The organism is Haloprofundus halophilus (genome assembly GCF_003439925.1).
In the GTDB taxonomy this organism is placed as follows: Archaea; Halobacteriota; Halobacteria; order Halobacteriales; family Haloferacaceae; genus Haloprofundus; species Haloprofundus halophilus.
On sequence record NZ_QQRR01000002.1, the window covers coordinates 611,041 to 624,705 of the forward strand.

Below are 13,665 nucleotides of genomic sequence, written 5' to 3' on the forward strand. Positions count from 1 at the left end.
GCTTTGTACGCCGACTCCGACGCCATCGCATGGATTACCGACCGCTACCGGAGGCGCATCGCGACGCCGTCCGGCGAACGCTCCAGTACGCGTTCCGCCCCGAGGCGGGGCCGGAACTCGACGACGACCCGCCGGAGCGCCCAGACAGTTACTCGCCTCGGGCGGTGTACGCCGACGCCGACGCGGGGACGCCCGACGACGCGCTCGACGCCGACGACATCCGCGCCGTCTGCGGCTGGTACAACTTCTCGATGTTGATTCGGGGTTCGACCCGTCGCGTCGGCGGCCTCGCCGCCGTCGCCTCGCCGCCGGAGACGCGCCGACAGGGCCACATCGGGTGGATGCTCGACGCGTTCCTCGGCGAACTCCGCGACGAAGACGTTCCGTTCTCCGCGCTCTGGCCGTTCGAGTACGCCTTCTACGTGCGGTTCGGTTGGGCGACGACGAACACCTACCAGCGAACGACCGTGCCGCCGGGCGAACTCTCCTCGGTCGTCGCCGACGCTGGCGACGCGGCCGACGCTGACAACGCAGACGACGCCGACGCTGATAACGCGGACGACGCGGCCGACGCGAGCGGTCGATTCCGCCGCATCGACGTCGAGGCGTACGAAACCGTCGACGCCGTCCACCGCGAGGCGGCGACGGAGACGCTCGCGCTCAGACGGACCGAGGGCTGGTGGCGACACCGCATCTTCGACCGCTGGGGAACCGAACCGTACGTCTACGGGTGGGAGAACGCCGACGGCGACCTTCGGGGGTATCTCGTCTACACGGTCGAGAGAGACGACGCCGAGAACGAGAAGACGATGGCGGTCCGCGAACTCGTCGGCGTCGACGCCGACGCCGAGCGCCACCTGCTTCGGTTCTGCCGCGACCACGACTCGCAGGTCGACCGCGTCCGACTCGACGGACCGCTCGGCGGCGACCTGCTGTTCCGCCTCTCGGACCCCCGGGCGGCGACGGTCGAACGCCGTCCGGGACCGATGGTCCGCGTCGTCGACGTGGTCGACGCCGTCGAGTCGACGCCCGTTCCGGAGCACGAAACCGGCGCGGTCGTCCTCTCCGTCGTCGACGACCGCTGCGCGTGGAACGACGACACCTTCGAGCTACGCGCCGACGGGTCCGGGGTCACCTGCGAGCGAACCGACGCCGCCCCCTCGCTCCGTCTCGGTATCGGCGCGCTCTCGCAGATTCTCGTTGGGGCGCGCTCCGCGCCGCAGTTGCGAGACGACGGCCGACTCGAACTGCCCGACGGCGTCACCGACGCCGACGCGATGGAGGCGGGAGGGTCGACGGAGGCGGCGGAGGCGGTCGCGACGCTCGATAGTCTCTATCCGACGGAAAACGTGTTCCTGCACGAGTTCTTCTGACTCGGCGCGCTCGGGTTCTTCGACTCCGCTCAGGTCTCGACGGTGTACCCCTGCTCGCGCAGGATGTCCGGCACTCGCTCCTTGTGGTTCCCCTGCAACTCGATGACGCCGTCCTCGACGGTGCCGCCGCAGGCGAGTTTCCGCTTCAGCGTCGAGGCGAGTTCCTTCAGGTCCGTGTCGCCCTCGAACCCATCGACGAGCGTGACGGGTTTGCCGTAGCGCCGCGTGTCCACGGAGACGGTGAGCACCTGCTGGGTGCGCGCGAGGTCGTCGTCGATGCCGAGTTCGTCCGGGAGTCCGGAGATCGAACCGAGGTCTTTGTCCTTTGCCACAGTGTGTGTAGGCTGCCGCGCCTGAAGGCTCTGTTGTCAGGTGGCGAAGAGTATGCACAACCGACGACGGTGTGGCGAACGTTTTTGACTGAATGCGAATAATTCTGCCGTAGATGTCTGTTGGTGAGGACGAAGAGTCCGAGCGTGCTGCGCTACTCACCGAACTGCAAGAGTTTGCGCGGGAGATAGGTGAGACACCGACTCGGACGCGATTCAACGAAGAAGGTCCTCGGTCGTCGTCGCCGTACTACCGCGTCTTCGGGTCGTGGAACGACGCGCTCGAAGCGGCCGGACTGACGACGAACCACGAGAACGAGGTGTCCGAGGAGCGGCTGATTCGCGCGCTGCGAGAGTTGGACGATGAACTGGACCGACTCCCGAGATTCGAGGATATGGAGGAACGAGGAGAGTTTTCGGGACACACGTATCTCCGACGGTTCGGGTCGTGGAGCGACGTAAAAGAAGCGGCTGGCTTGGAGAGTGAACGGCGAACGAGTCGGCGGATTTCGAGAGAGGAGTTGCGAGACGAGTTGGTTCGACTGGCGGAGGAGTTGGGAAAACCGCCGACACAGGAGGAGATGAACGAACTGGGGTCGTTTTCGCAGCGGCCGTACTATCGTGTTTTCGATTCGTGGTCAAGTGCACTGCGGGCTGTTGGCTTCGAACCAAATCATCAGAACGGCTACGAGGTGTCGACACTGGTAGCGGAACTACAGACGCTTGCTGACGGATTGGGGTATCCGCCGACGGTAGAACAGATGGACGAGCATGGCCGGTTCTCTGCTCAGCCGTATCTCACCACATTTGGGTCGTGGTCTGCTGCCTGGGATGCTGCTGGGCTTCAGAAACGAGACGGTAACCCAGCGGGACGAGTATCTAGAGATGACTTGCTTAAGGAGCTAAACCACCTTTCAAACGAGTTGGAACGTGTACCAAGGCGAGGGGATGCTATCGCACACGGCCGGTGGTCACATACACCGTTCGTCAGGGAGTTTGGCTCATGGAGTCGAGCACTCAATGCCGCTGGCTTCGAACCTCCGCGTGAAATAGACGGAGATGGGACTGTCACCTACTACGGGCCGCGGTGGTACGCGCAACGCCGTCGAACATTGGAACGTGACGGATACGAATGCCAACGATGTGGGATGAGCGATGAAGAGCATCGGGACACGCAAACTGGTGGACTCCATGTCCACCACAAAACGAAATTTAGGATGTTCGATGAGCCATCAGAAGCCAATCGGTTAGAAAATCTGATTTCTCTTTGTCGAGATTGCCATACCGAAGCAGAGCGAGAGTTGTAGTCTCTGTTTATGCGTAGCTCAAGGTACAAAAATAACGGAAAGTAGAGTCTATTTGTTGAGTCTACGGTGCAGTGGATTCGGCGATGATGGTCGTGGAACCGCCGGACGGGTTCTCCCAAACAACCGTAACCTTATCTCCGGGACTCAATCCGCTAACCGTAGTAAGAGTCTCACCACTGCTAACTCGTGTGTCGCTGTACGTTACCGTTTCCTCTCCACCGTCAACAATGATTGAGAGTTCATCGGTGTTGACAGTTGCTCCCCCAGCGTGCGAAATCGTGACTTCCGAACCGTCATTGTTGTAATTGAAGTCAAAACTCGCCTGTGGCGCATTGTTACCAACCTGATCCCCCAGTCCGAGGACGAACGTGCCGATGACAGCCGCGAGAATAACCGTAATCGCCACCATAAGTATAACACCTATGACAGGACTGACCGCACGTTCGTCGTTAAACAATTTCTTAATGTTCATGATTGTCTCGAACACACCGTCTGAGTAGAGGCACTGTACCCCGCCATGCGGGGGACCCGTGTGCCCCGGGCGGTGACACCCTGCCCGGATACGTTCTGTCTCATTGGTGTGTCTTGTTCATCCGAATGAACCCATCCCATATAAATTTAGGGCTTGAATACTGTAGTCATAAACACAGTCATCGAAAGTTACCATCGGCTGTTGAGCGCTCTACATCCAGAATTTCGGAACAACGCGTCGGTTTCGTTTCGCCGAACTGACGGAACGTGAGTTCGAGCGCGGACGGCGAGTAGAGGTCGCCTACCGCGTCGAGCGCGCCGCTCGGTTCAGTCGTCGCGCGGTTCGCGTTCCTGCGCTTTCGCTCGCTCGACGCCGCGTTCGACGGCGTAGCGCAGTTGCGACGCGGTGAAGCCGCCGAGGTAGTCGTGGTCCCGGATGAGATGGTACTCGTAGTCGGCGGGCGTCACACCGATAAACACCGTGTCGCAGCCGCAGACCTCGCAGTCCGGGATGTGGACGTCCGAGCGGGCGTCCGCCGGGTCGTAAAACGACGGCGAGTCGCTCATCGGTCCCCTCCCGTAGGCCGCTTCGTCGCGTCGGTTCCCCCCGTCTCTACTCGTGCGCTCCGCAGGTGTCTCATGCAGTTTCTGTCGTTCATCGGAAGGTGGCTGTAGTAGGTCTTTTGTTCTGAACTGTCCGCTCGTCGGTCACAGAACCGCCGCTCCGCGCGGCAGCCACTCGCGCTCCGTGCATCTGGCGACCGAACTCTCGGTGACCAGTGTCGGCTCTTCGACGTCGTCGTCGAAGCGGTCCGGGTCGGCCTCGACGAGTTCCAGTCCGGAGGTGAACGTCGACCCGCGGCGTCCGAAAACGCTCACGATTCCTCCGGCGCGTCGCTCGTCGTCCGGCGTCTCCCGGGGGTCGGGGAACCGGTCGCGGATCGCCTGCGCGCTCGCCGCGAGGTGTTCGGCCGCCTGTTTCTGCGACCAGCGGCTCTCGCCGTGGTAGATGTCGGCGTACGACTCGTCCGGACAGACCGCCGAGTGCTCGGGAGACTCGTACTGAATCGTGTTCTCGACTACCTGTCCGTGGACGAACCGCGCGTTGATCGTACAGCAGCGCGGATACCGGAGGACGACCGGAAAGAAGGTCAGATTCGAGACGGAGTACAGCTGCTGGAGCCGCCACAACGCCTCGGAGAGATACCCCGCGAGCGCCGCCCGCCCGTCGGACCGCTCGCCTTCGAGGTACGCGTGAGCGACCGACTCGTACTCGTCGCCGACGAACCGTTCGAGCGTGGTCTCGTAGCTGGTTTTGATGCGCTCGAACTGCTGGTCGCACGCCTCGTGAACCGACGCCCGCGGGTCGGCGACCATCTCGGCTTTCCGTTCGAGTCCCTCCGCGACTCGCCACATGTTGCGGTGGAACTCCAGTTCGGCCTCGACGCTCGGCATCGGGAGACGAATCGCTCGTCCGTGGAACAGGCTGGTCCGCTCGGGGGGAGTCGCGTCGAGATGCCGCATCGTCGTCCTCGCTCGTCAGTCCGGCGGTATCAACCTGTCCATTATCCTGACCCCCGGCGTGGTTGGCGAACGTCGTCGGTGCTCCCGGCTACGGCTGCACGAGCGAGTACAGAACCGACGCTACCCCCGTTTCCCCTCTTTCCTCCTCTTTCCCCTCCGCTATCGTCGACCGTTCGGTCACCGCCGTCGACGCTCAGTTCTCCGCTCCCCTCGTCCGCGAACCGGCGACACGTTCCGGAGAACGCAGGCTTATCGAGGGTTTTGTCGTGTGTGAGCTATGAGCAAGCAAACGGCGTTCGACTGGGTCGACGAGAACGAACCGCGCCTCGTCGACGTCGCGGAACGTATCTGGGAGACGCCCGAACTCGGGCTTCACGAGGAGCAGTCGGCGGCGACGCTCGTCGAGTTCCTCGAAGGTGAGGGGTTCGAGGTCGAACGCGGCGTCGCCGGGATGCCGACGGCGTTCGTCGCCGCCTACGGCGAGGGCGGACCAAGAGTCGGCATCCTCGGCGAGTACGACGCGCTCCCGGGGCTCTCACAGAAGGTCGAAGCCGAACGCGACCCCGTCGAGGAGGGCGGCCCCGGCCACGGGTGCGGCCACAACCTCTTCGGCACCGCCGGGGCGGGCGCGGCCGTCGCAGTGAAGGAAGCCATCGACGAGTCGGGACTCCCCGGGACCGTCGTCTTCTACGGCTGCCCGGCCGAGGAGACGCTGGTCGGGAAGACGTACATGGCCCGCGCGGGCGTCTTCGACGACCTCGACGCGGCGCTGACGTGGCACCCGGGCGACCTCAGCACGCCGCGGATGGCTTCGTCGAACGCGCTCGACTCCGTCATGTTCACCTTCGAGGGCGAGGCGGCGCACGCGGGCGGGTCGCCGGACTCGGGTCGGAGCGCGCTCGACGCGGTCGAACTGATGAACACCGGCGTCGAGTACATGCGCGAACACATCTCCGACGACGCGCGGATGCACTACGTCATCACGGACGGGGGAGAAGCCCCGAACGTCGTCCCCGCGGAGGCGACGGTGTGGCACTACGTCCGCGCGCCGGACCGCGAGGAGGTCGAGCGCAACACCGAGTGGCTCCGCGACATCGCCGAGGCGGCGGCGCTGATGACGCAGACCGAGGTCACCGAACGGTTCCTCACGGGCTGTTACGACTACCGCGCCAACGACGTCGTCTCCGACGTCATCTGGCGGAACATGCAGGCTGTCGGCCCGATTCCGTACGACGACGCCGACTACGAGTTCGCCGCCGAGCTCAAGGCGACCGTCCCCGACGACCGAATCGAGTCGGGGCTCTCGACCGTCCCCGACGAACTGTACGACGAGATACGCGAGAAGTCGCTACATCCCGAACCCGTGGAGCCGTTCGACCGCGACCACCAGACCCACGGCTCGACGGAAGTCGCCGACGTGAGTTGGATCACGCCGACCGGCCAGTTCACGGCGGCGACGTGGCCCGTCGGCGCGCCCGGCCACTCCTGGCAGGTCGTCGCCGCCAACGGCGACTTCGGGCTGAAGGGCGTCGCGTTCACGGCGAAAGTGCTCGCCGGGGCGACGTACGACCTGCTGACGAGTCCGGAGACGGTCGAAGCGGCGCGCGAGGAGTTCGAGACGGAGATCGGCGGCGACGCCTACGAGACGCCGCTTCCGGAGGACGTCGAACCCCCGTTCGACGTGACGACGTAGGCTCGCGTCTCGATACCGTGTTTTAACTCGCCCAACGCTGTTCTCTCGGTAGACAACCCATGAAGAGCGCCACACTGACCGACACCCGGACGCTGGAACTCAGAGACGGACAGCGACCGACTCCGGGGTCGGACGAACTGCTCGTCGCGGTCAACGCCTGCGGCGTTTGTGCGACCGACGTTCACATGTACAGCGGTTCGCTCTCCGTCGACTACCCGTTGGTTCCGGGTCACGAGTGCGCCGGTGAAATCGTCGCCGTTGGCGACGACGTCGGCGACGGCGGCGCCTTCACGGCGGGCGACCGCGTCGCCATCAACCCCTCCGTCCCGTGCCACGAGTGCCGGATGTGCAAATCCGGACGCGAGAACCTCTGCACCGACCTCACGTCGATAGGCGGGGCGGCGAAACACACCGTCGACGGGGCGTTCGCCGAGTACGTCTGTGCGCCGGCGGCGAACGTCGAACGTATCGGCGACCTCGACTACCGGACCGCGGCGTTCGCCGAGCCGTTGGGTTGTTGCATCAACGGTCTCGACCAGATCGATCTGACGAGCGGCGAGACGGTCGTCGTCGTCGGGGCCGGGGCTATCGGCTTGCTCCTCGTCGGACTGCTCCGGACGAGCGGTGCCGGAGCCGTCGTCGTCTCCGAACCAGTCGCCGAGCGCCGGGAGGCGGCCCTCGAACTCGGGGCGGACCACGCGGTCGACCCGACCGAGGGGGACCTCGAATCGACGGTCGACGACCTCGTCGGGCCGGTCGACGTCGTTATCGAAGCGGTCGGCGTCCCGGCCCTCGTCGAGCAGGCGCACGCGCTCACCGGACCCGGCGGGCGGACGCTCGTTTTCGGCGTCCCGCCCGAGGACGCGACGGTCGAACTTCCGGCGTTCGACCTGTTCTTCGAGGAGCGAGAAGTTATCGGGACGTACTCGCTCACGCCCGACACGTTCGCACGAGCGGTGAGGCTGCTCCAGACCGGCCGCGTCGACGTCGACGCGCTCGTCACCGACGAGTTCGGTCTCGACGAACTCGGAACGGCGTTCGACCAGATGGAGAACCGCGAGGGACTCAAGAAGATGGTGTACCCGCAGCGGTAGAACGGCCGAGACGGGTCGCACCCGTATCGTCGACGTGTCGTGGACGTACCGTGGACGCGTTACGGACGGTAGAACGGTCGCTATCGGGTGTGGGAACGAGATTAGTTGGCTGGGGAGTATGCGGCCCTTCGTCGCCAAAGGGATGGGCCAACGCGGATTTGAACCGCGGACCTCCCGGTTATCAGCCGAGCGCTCAACCTAACTGAGCTATTGGCCCAACTGAGCGCATTCAGTAGTTGCGCGGTGTTTTGTTTAAGGGTTTCTGTTTCGCCCAACGGCGGTAGGCCGTGGCACTGCCGTCTTTCGATTATCGGCGGTCTATTTTGCCGCCACTCGCCGGAGAATCAGTTCGACCGGTCGGTGCTCGCGTCGTCGTCGTCGAACCGATACGAGTTCGAGTCGACGTCGTACACGTCGTCTTCCTCGTCGGGGTACGGGAATCCGCCGGTCCAGACGCCGCCGGAGACGAAGCCGTCGGCCTGCTTATCGAGATACGGTTTCACGACGTAGCGCTTGATGACCGTGCGAATCGGGTACCGGGTCACCGGAATCGCCAGCAGGAACCCGATAACGTCGGTCACGAGACCGGGGGTGAGTAGGAACGCGCCCGCGGCGATGAGCAGGCCGCCGTCGAGCAGTTGGTTCGCCGGGAGTTCGCCGATCGCCAGTCGCTGTTGGATGCGCGCGAGCGTCGTCCGGCCCTCCGCGCGGACGAGCATCATCCCCACGAGTCCGGTGAGTACGACGAGTGCGACGGTCGGGAGATAGCCCAACTCGCCTGCGACGGGGACGAGCAACAGCGCGTCGCTCAGGGGGATGAGCAACAGCAGCACGATTATCCAGCGAGTCCGCATACCTCTCGCTATCAGTTCCGGCCTGATAGCCTTTGTGACGTGACCCTGTCGCGTGTTTTCGGCCGGTACCGACCCGTAGACGGCCACTCACGTCCGTCGAGCGAGTATCAGCGCCGCGCCGCCCTCGAAGTACGACTCGTCCCGTCTCACCCGCTCGAACCCCATCGAACGGTACAGCGCTCTCGCCGCCCCGTTCTCCGGTTCGACGGCGACGGTGACTCGGGTTTCGGCCCCGAGCGACGAGACCAGACGGGACAGCAGGGCGCTCGCTCGGCCCTCTCGGCGGCGGTCGGGCCGGACCGCGAGTTCGGCCACGTGAACCGACTCGCCGTACACGGCGAGAAGGTAGGCGACCGGTCGCCCGTCGGCGGTCGACACCAACACGTTCCCGGCGTCGACGGCCCAGTGAAGCAGTTCCGGGTTCGGTTCCGCCAGCGACGTCTGTATCGACGCGAGCGCGGGGTACTCCGCGGTTCGGGCCGGTCGAATCACGGTTACAGAAGCAGGAGCGCGGCGAGCGCGATGCTCACGACCGCACCCGAAAGCGTCGCCAGAAAGTTCACGGCCTGGTTGCCGACACGGTTCCCCTCGACCGTCGCCCCGAGGAGGCTGTCGACCGTCATCCCACCGACGCCGCCGAGCGTGACGATGACCGCGCCAACGAGCGGCGGAGCCAACGGTAACGTGAGCGCAGCGACGGCGGCGACGAGGACGGCCCCGAGGAGTCCGGCGAGTTCGCCCTGCCAGGTCACCGCGCCGTCGGTCCCCGGTTCGACCTCTCGGAGCGTGGTGATGAGTCGCGGCGTGTCGAACAGGCCGCCGACTTCGCTCGACAGCGTGTCGCTCATCGCCGTCGCCAGCGACCCGGCGAACGCGAACAGAAACAGCAACTCGACGCCCGCTTGCTCGGTCGCGGCGTAGCCGAGCACGGCCGCCATCGCGACGGCGGCGTTGCCGAGCACGTTCCCGCTTCCGCGCGCGCCGTCGTTCTCCTCGGCGACGCCGCGTCGGCGCTTGGACTCGTACTTGAACTTCGTCGAGAGCGCGCCGACGCCGAAGAACGTGATGAGGACGGCGAACCAGCCGAACCCGCCGAGAACGATAGTGAGGACGCCCAGAAGGATGCCGGTGAGCATCCCCGCGACCGACGCCGTGCCGAGCGCGTACGAGACGTAGCCGAGGACGACAGTCAGCGCGAGCGCGGCGGCGACCTCCAGCGGCGAGACGTCGATAGGGAGTTCGTGGAACAGCCACAGCAGCAGCCCGGTCGAGACGAGCACCAGCGGGTCGTCGTGTTTGAGCAGTACCTCGCGGAGCAGCGCGGCGACGAACACACCGACGGCCGCCAGAAACGTGAGTTTCGGAACCGTGAGCGCCTCGTTCGTCGCGGACACGACGAGCGCCTGTCCGCCGACGGCCGCCAGAAAGCCGGCGACAGTGAAACCCGCGACGGCGTGAAACGCCCCGTCGTTCCAGCGGGAGGCGAGCTGCTCGCCGAGGTTGCCGTAGGCGACGACGACGACGGCGGCGACGAACGCGCTGACGGGCAGCCGCGTCTCCGGAACCGTCGCCAGCACCGCCAGCGCCGCCGCGGCGAGCGCGAAACCCAGTAGGCCGGTCAGCCGGCCGTCCTGTCGGTCGCCCGGGCAGGCGAACAACTCGAAGAGACGGCCGTCCTCGCCGACGAACGCGGCGACGGCGGCGACGACGGCGAACGGAACCGCCGCTGCGATGCCGAGAACCGGCGTGGCGAACGCGAGGGACCCGACGGCGGCGAACCCGGCCGCCCGTCGGAGAGTCGAAGTCACACCACTCGGTATCCCCGATGACCACTTAACCCTCCCGACATCGCGGACTTTGCTCCGTCTCGGCTCGCCGGAGGCGACCGAATCAACTCTCGCGCGTTCGGCTCCCGGACGGGAGGGACGCCAGAGAGATGGGCTTTTGAGGTCCGGCGACGACTCTCGGACGTGGCCCTGTACGACACGTATCTCGCGCTTCGTCACCGCCGTTCGACGGCGGAGTCCCCCCGACACGTCGCCGTCGTCATCACCGAGCGCGACCTGTTGGAGAAAGGCGCGTACGAGACGCTCGAACGGTTCCTCGAGTGGGCGTTCGAGTACGGAGCCGAACGCGTCACCATCTCCGTGAGCGTGCTCGACCCAGCGGTCGTGGCGACGCTCGAACGCGAACTGCGCGGCGTGGACGCCCCCCGCTCGCTGGTCGTCCGCGGCCCCGACGACACCGAACGCGCCGACGCGCCCATCCAGGTGAGTATCGGCCTCGGCGGCAAACACGAGTTCGCCGAGGCGGTCCGCTCGCTCGCCCGCGAAGTCGAGGCGGGAGAACTCGACCCCGAGGACATCGACGAGGACGACATCGAGGGCCGTCTCGTCTTCCCCGACGAACCGGACCTGGTGCTCAAGACGGGCGCCGAACGGCTCTCGGACTTCATGATCTGGCAGTCGGTGTACTCGGAGCTGTACTTCACCGACGTGAACTGGCGGGACTTCCGCAAGCGCGACTACCTCCGCGCGGTGCTGGATTACCAGGACCGAAAGCGGCGGTTTGGACGCTGAGAAGCAGCGAAGCGCCCAAACGTCGCCGCGGCAGTGGTATCTTCTCGACCGTCTCAGTCGGCCGGTTCCGTCTCGTGGTTCGCCAGCGCCTCGTCTATCTCGGCGGCACCGGCGCTCGTCAGTTGGTCGCGGAGTCGTTTGGCGACGGTCTTGGCCTCCGCCAGTTCCACCTCGGCGAGCGACCGCACCAGCGCGACGGCCCGGTTGGTGCGGTGGCGCTGCCACGACGCCTCACGGGACTCGTACGTCCGGATACCGCGGAGGAAGTCGACCTTCGAGAACTCCGGCCAGTAGGGCGCACAGAAGAACACCGCCGCCTCGTTACCGTTGGCGTGCCACGGCAGGAAGTTCGAGGTTCGCTCGTCGCCGCCGGTTCGGATGATGAGGTCGACGTCGCGGACGGGCCGGCGGTAGAGGCGGCTCTCGACCGCTTCCACGTCGATGTCCTCCGGCGAGAGGTCGCCGGCGTCGACGTCGCGGGCGACGTCGCGGGCGGCCTCCAGCAGTTCGGCCCGGCCGCCGTACGCCAGCGCGATGTTCAGCGTGAACCGGTCGTAGCCGCGCGTCCGCCGTTCGGCGTACTCGACGGCGTCCCTCACCCGCTCGGGCAGCCGTTCGATAGCGCCGATGGCGCGGATGCACACCTCGTTGTCGTGGACGCGGTCGGCGTCGGCGAACTCGTACAGCTTCGCTTCGATGAGGTCGAACAGCGGTTCGCGCTCCTCGGGCGGCCGCGCGAAGTTCTCCGTCGAGAACGCGTACAGCGTCAGTTCGGCGATGCCGAGCTCCTGACACCAGTCGAGGACGCGCTCGGTGGTCTCTGCGCCCGCCTGGTGACCGTCCGGCGCGTCGTCGCCGTTCCGCCTTGCGTACCGGCGGTTACCGTCCTGGATGATGGCGACGTGCGTGGGTCCCTCGCCGACTTCACCGCGTAGCAACCGCTCGTATCCCGATGCGAACTCCTGGCGGACCCGCCGAAACATGTACGCATCGTCACGCTCGCACCACATGTGTCTTGTGCCCTGTTTCGCCGGCTTCGACCGCGCTACGCCGACACACAGCACGGTCGGCGCTGCACTCGCGCGCTGGCACTCGTCGGCGCTGCGCCCGCGCGCCGACGCTTGTCGACGACGCCATCGAGTCGCCCGCGCGAACCGTGAGGGGTTTATCCGGGCCCCCCGACGGTGTTGCCATGAGCGAGACGCTCGACGACGACCTCTACAAGCGGACGAAAGCGCTGCTGGAACCGGGCGAGATTCAACTCAACGGCGTCATCGTCCACACCGACCTCTCCGGACAGGAGGACCTGGAGATGCACGAACTCACCGTCGACCTGAACGACGTCATCGCCGAGCACGCCGGGAAGGGCGAGGCGTACATCTACGCCGGCAACGACGACACCGACTTCGCCTCGAACCAGTTCCAGGGGCTGACCCTGGAGGACGACGAGTTCGTCTGGGAGTGCCAGCAACTGCTGCGAAACGGCGCGTTCAACCTCGTGTTCTACTACGAGGCCGACGCCGACCACGAGGCGATAATCGAGGAGATCGAGGAGATGGGCTACCGCGTGACCGGCGTCCGCGGCGACTGACCCGCGGTCGACACCCGACTCTCAGCGTTCGACGTCCGTGACGACGGTTTCCGCGAGCTCGCCGAGCGGCCGCTCGATGCGGTACTCGGGCGTCTCGACGACGATGGGCGAGGACTCGGTCACGTCGTAGAAGTGCAGCACGAGCTCGAAACTGCCGTCGTCGGCGATGGGCCCGGCCTCGCGCTGCTCGGACTGCTCGTGTCGCGCCCAGGCGTTCTTCCCGGCGAGCGACGCGTCGGTCCGGCCGCGAACCGTGTACGACGGCGGTTCCACGTCGACCTCGGCGCCCTGTAGCGGGTAGCCGCGGTCGCGCCACTCGAAGAACCCCTCGTCGAGCGCGAACACCTCCGTGTACCCCGAGTCGATGAGCGACGCGGCGCGCATCGACGAGAGGTGGTGCGGACAACCGCAGTAGGTGACGATGCGCTGGGATTCGTCCCACGCGCCCGTCGGGTCGTTCGCCCGGCCGTCGGGCGCGGGCGAGAGCACCGCCCCCTCGATGTGGGAGGCGTCGTACTGTCGCTGTCCGCGGGCGTCGGCGAACTTCGCCGACCCGTCCTGGAACCACTGGTGGACGTCTTCTATCGGCGCGAGCGGGACCTGCGCGTTCGACCCGTCGACGGTCAGGGTCTCGTAGCCGTTGGTGTTGTTGTCCGGCGTCCCGGACGACGACGAGTTCGAACAGCCGGCGAGTGCCGCTGCTCCGGCGGTACCGGCGGCTGCGAGGAACGTGCGACGCTGCATTTTCGGACGAAGATAACTATCGGACGGATAAAACCGTGTCGCCACGTCGGAGTCGCTCCCGTGGTTCGACCGTCGAACGCGTCCCGGCTTCGAGACGCTTATTCTT

At 65.9% G+C, this 13,665-nt stretch carries 15 protein-coding genes and 1 tRNA gene; 6 read left to right on the plus strand and 10 right to left on the minus strand.

Annotation, left to right across the window (positions count from 1 at the left end; translation table 11 throughout):
- Positions 1-29 precede the first annotated feature (29 nt).
- A complete protein-coding gene (locus DV709_RS12730) occupies positions 30-1,373 on the plus strand; it encodes a GNAT family N-acetyltransferase (protein WP_117594801.1) in 1,344 nt (447 codons plus the stop codon).
- A 29-nt stretch (positions 1,374-1,402) separates the two neighbouring features.
- On the opposite strand, the gene yciH is transcribed toward DV709_RS12730, so the two are convergent.
- Positions 1,403-1,705: a stress response translation initiation inhibitor YciH gene (yciH, locus tag DV709_RS12735; RefSeq protein ID WP_117594802.1), complete on the minus strand. Its 303-nt coding sequence runs from the start codon at positions 1,703-1,705 to the stop codon at positions 1,403-1,405.
- Positions 1,706-1,818: 113 nt separating this feature from the next.
- Between yciH and DV709_RS18065 the strand changes: the two genes are divergently transcribed.
- Complete coding sequence (locus DV709_RS18065) at positions 1,819-3,009, plus strand: homing endonuclease associated repeat-containing protein (RefSeq protein ID WP_198665720.1); 1,191 nt, start codon at positions 1,819-1,821, stop codon at positions 3,007-3,009.
- Between the two features lie 61 nt (positions 3,010-3,070).
- Here DV709_RS18065 and DV709_RS12745 read toward each other — a convergent pair whose 3' ends face one another.
- The 3 genes from DV709_RS12745 to DV709_RS12755 all read right to left on the minus strand — a co-directional run bounded on the left by DV709_RS12745 (position 3,071) and on the right by DV709_RS12755 (position 5,004).
- Positions 3,071-3,481 carry a type IV pilin gene (locus DV709_RS12745; RefSeq protein ID WP_117594803.1) on the minus strand — a complete coding sequence of 137 codons (411 nt, stop codon included), beginning with the start codon at positions 3,479-3,481 and terminating at the stop codon, positions 3,071-3,073.
- A 326-nt stretch (positions 3,482-3,807) separates the two neighbouring features.
- Positions 3,808-4,047 carry a hypothetical protein gene (locus tag DV709_RS12750; protein WP_117594804.1) on the minus strand — a complete coding sequence of 80 codons (240 nt, stop codon included), beginning with the start codon at positions 4,045-4,047 and terminating at the stop codon, positions 3,808-3,810.
- Positions 4,048-4,188: 141 nt separating this feature from the next.
- Positions 4,189-5,004, minus strand: a complete 816-nt coding sequence (locus tag DV709_RS12755) for a hypothetical protein (RefSeq protein WP_117594805.1) — start codon at positions 5,002-5,004, stop codon at positions 4,189-4,191.
- Positions 5,005-5,281: 277 nt separating this feature from the next.
- On the opposite strand from DV709_RS12755, the gene DV709_RS12760 reads away from it, so the two are divergent.
- Together DV709_RS12760 and DV709_RS12765 are read left to right on the plus strand one after the other, a co-directional pair.
- Entirely contained in the window at positions 5,282-6,697 is a 1,416-nt protein-coding gene (locus DV709_RS12760; protein ID WP_117594806.1) for an amidohydrolase, read from the plus strand.
- A gap of 59 nt (positions 6,698-6,756) precedes the next feature.
- Positions 6,757-7,791, plus strand: coding sequence for a zinc-dependent alcohol dehydrogenase family protein (locus tag DV709_RS12765; protein WP_117594807.1), 1,035 nt, complete (start codon positions 6,757-6,759; stop codon positions 7,789-7,791).
- Between the two features lie 143 nt (positions 7,792-7,934).
- Here the strand turns inward: DV709_RS12765 and DV709_RS12770 are convergent.
- From DV709_RS12770 to DV709_RS12785, 4 genes are all read right to left on the minus strand, one after another.
- A tRNA-Ile gene (locus tag DV709_RS12770) sits at positions 7,935-8,008 on the minus strand.
- Between the two features lie 127 nt (positions 8,009-8,135).
- On the minus strand, positions 8,136-8,645 hold the full coding sequence (locus DV709_RS12775) for an FxsA family protein (protein WP_117594808.1): 510 nt from the start codon (positions 8,643-8,645) through the stop codon (positions 8,136-8,138).
- Positions 8,646-8,732: 87 nt separating this feature from the next.
- Positions 8,733-9,137 (minus strand): GNAT family N-acetyltransferase, encoded by a 405-nt coding sequence (locus tag DV709_RS12780; RefSeq protein WP_117594809.1) that lies wholly within the window; start codon positions 9,135-9,137, stop codon positions 8,733-8,735.
- 2 nt (positions 9,138-9,139) lie between these two features.
- The gene (locus DV709_RS12785; protein WP_117594810.1) at positions 9,140-10,453 is read right to left on the minus strand and encodes a DUF92 domain-containing protein; all 1,314 of its coding nucleotides are present in this window, start codon (positions 10,451-10,453) and stop codon (positions 9,140-9,142) included.
- Between the two features lie 162 nt (positions 10,454-10,615).
- On the opposite strand from DV709_RS12785, the gene DV709_RS12790 reads away from it, so the two are divergent.
- Positions 10,616-11,224 (plus strand): undecaprenyl diphosphate synthase family protein, encoded by a 609-nt coding sequence (locus DV709_RS12790; RefSeq protein ID WP_117594811.1) that lies wholly within the window; start codon positions 10,616-10,618, stop codon positions 11,222-11,224.
- Between the two features lie 53 nt (positions 11,225-11,277).
- On the opposite strand, the gene uppS is transcribed toward DV709_RS12790, so the two are convergent.
- Entirely contained in the window at positions 11,278-12,207 is a 930-nt protein-coding gene (gene uppS, locus DV709_RS12795) for a polyprenyl diphosphate synthase (RefSeq protein WP_117595314.1), read from the minus strand.
- Between the two features lie 209 nt (positions 12,208-12,416).
- On the opposite strand from uppS, the gene DV709_RS12800 reads away from it, so the two are divergent.
- Positions 12,417-12,815: a DUF5778 family protein gene (locus DV709_RS12800; protein ID WP_117594812.1), complete on the plus strand. Its 399-nt coding sequence runs from the start codon at positions 12,417-12,419 to the stop codon at positions 12,813-12,815.
- Between the two features lie 21 nt (positions 12,816-12,836).
- On the opposite strand, the gene DV709_RS12805 is transcribed toward DV709_RS12800, so the two are convergent.
- Complete coding sequence (locus DV709_RS12805) at positions 12,837-13,559, minus strand: rhodanese-like domain-containing protein (RefSeq protein WP_198665721.1); 723 nt, start codon at positions 13,557-13,559, stop codon at positions 12,837-12,839.
- Positions 13,560-13,665 lie beyond the last annotated feature (106 nt).

Bases quoted from the DNA above. Each gene is read 5' to 3' on its own strand.
- DV709_RS12730 (WP_117594801.1), top strand. From the start codon at position 30: ATGGATTACCGACCGCTACCGGAGGCGCATCGCGACGCCGTCCGGCGA.
- DV709_RS18065 (WP_198665720.1), top strand. From the start codon at position 1,819: ATGTCTGTTGGTGAGGACGAAGAGTCCGAGCGTGCTGCGCTACTCACC.
- DV709_RS12745 (WP_117594803.1), bottom strand. From the start codon at position 3,481: ATGAACATTAAGAAATTGTTTAACGACGAACGTGCGGTCAGTCCTGTC.
- DV709_RS12750 (WP_117594804.1), bottom strand. From the start codon at position 4,047: ATGAGCGACTCGCCGTCGTTTTACGACCCGGCGGACGCCCGCTCGGAC.
- DV709_RS12755 (WP_117594805.1), bottom strand. From the start codon at position 5,004: ATGCGGCATCTCGACGCGACTCCCCCCGAGCGGACCAGCCTGTTCCAC.
- DV709_RS12760 (WP_117594806.1), top strand. From the start codon at position 5,282: ATGAGCAAGCAAACGGCGTTCGACTGGGTCGACGAGAACGAACCGCGC.
- DV709_RS12765 (WP_117594807.1), top strand. From the start codon at position 6,757: ATGAAGAGCGCCACACTGACCGACACCCGGACGCTGGAACTCAGAGAC.
- DV709_RS12775 (WP_117594808.1), bottom strand. From the start codon at position 8,645: ATGCGGACTCGCTGGATAATCGTGCTGCTGTTGCTCATCCCCCTGAGC.
- uppS (WP_117595314.1), bottom strand. From the start codon at position 12,207: ATGTTTCGGCGGGTCCGCCAGGAGTTCGCATCGGGATACGAGCGGTTG.
- DV709_RS12800 (WP_117594812.1), top strand. From the start codon at position 12,417: ATGAGCGAGACGCTCGACGACGACCTCTACAAGCGGACGAAAGCGCTG.
- DV709_RS12805 (WP_198665721.1), bottom strand. From the start codon at position 13,559: ATGCAGCGTCGCACGTTCCTCGCAGCCGCCGGTACCGCCGGAGCAGCG.